The 1105-nt window shown below is 72.2% G+C and carries 1 protein-coding gene and 1 pseudogene; both read left to right on the top strand.

Annotated features, from left to right (window positions below; all coding sequences use genetic code 11):
- Nucleotides 1-337 precede the first annotated feature (337 nt).
- Nucleotides 338-610: a hypothetical protein gene (locus N866_RS14325; RefSeq protein WP_155855390.1), complete on the top strand. Its 273-nt coding sequence runs from the start codon at nt 338-340 to the stop codon at nt 608-610.
- Between the two features lie 176 nt (nt 611-786).
- Nucleotides 787-1105, top strand: a pseudogene (locus N866_RS14320) (acyl-CoA dehydrogenase family protein); the annotation flags it as partial.

Genomic DNA, 1105 nt, shown 5'->3' with positions numbered 1-1105 from the left:
TGCGGCGGGGGCGGTGGGGGTCGGTGGATGACCTCATGAGCTCCAACTCCGTCGTCGGTGAGCGCGGGCCGCCCTCGCGACGAGCGCTGGGACGGTCTTCTGTGACCGTGCACAGTCCCCTGCCGACGAAGGCCGGGGAGGAACGACCCGGCGGAGCCTCACCGTACCTGTGACCGGTCACAGGTGCCTAGTCTTTTCCCCGGTCGAAACCAGGGCAATCAGGGTCGGGCGGCCGGGCCGTGCGGCTGCGCCGGGGGCGCGCATACTGGGTCTGCAGCCGTCCTCCGGACCCCTGCAGGTACCGCGGCACACCGCCGCCACCCGGACGGGAAGCCCCATGACGAGCTGGACTCCAGAGATGATCATCTCGGGCGTGCCCTACGCCGTGCTCGAGGTGGACGGGCACGAGCCCACGGGCCTGGGGGACTTCGACGGCACGACGCAGCTCGTCGTCGAGGGCTCCACCGGCCGCCACGTCCTCATGGGTGAGGGGTGCATGGTCGACGGCACCCTGCGCTTCCACGAGAAGACGCCGCCCGACGGCAAGGACGTGCGCACGTGGGCCGTCCACCACGACGACGACGGCGCCTTCCGGGCCGAGACGGTCTGAGGGCCTAGCGCCTCGCTCGGTCTGGGACGCAGAGAGCCACCCCCGGTCCAGCACGGCCCTGCAGCACCCCCGGTGGGCGCCTCGTCCCGAGCCCCGATCCCCTGTCGCAGCGCGTTACCGATGAGTAGCATCGACGTGTGGGCCTGTCCCGCGCAGGCTCGGCGAGGGGTCTCGTGATGAGCGCGCAGACAGCACCGACCACGACCGCACCCGGACCTGAGGCGCACGCCGCCCGTCAGGTCGCGGAGGAGGCCCGCGAGACCCGCTGGGAGCGGCCGAGCTTCGCCAAGGGGCTCTACCTCGGCTCCTTCGACCTCGCCCTGGTCCATCCGCACCCCGAACCGGACCCGGCCGACGCCGAGCGCGCCGAGGTGTTCCTCGGTGAGCTCGCCGCCTACTGCCGGACCCTGGACGGCGGGCTGATCGAGCGCGAGGACCGCATCCCCGACGACTACCTCGTCGGCCTCGCCCGCCTCGGCGCGTTCGGGATCAAGA

It is taken from the genome of Actinotalea ferrariae CF5-4 (assembly GCF_000603945.1).
Taxonomy (GTDB): Bacteria; Actinomycetota; Actinomycetes; order Actinomycetales; family Cellulomonadaceae; genus Actinotalea; species Actinotalea ferrariae.
Note: the sequence above shows the minus strand (reverse complement) of the source record. Positions and strands in the feature narration are given on the sequence as shown.

Excerpts from the sequence above, each read along its gene's own strand:
- N866_RS14325 (WP_155855390.1), top strand. The coding sequence starts at position 338 with ATGACGAGCTGGACTCCAGAGATGATCATCTCGGGCGTGCCCTACGCC.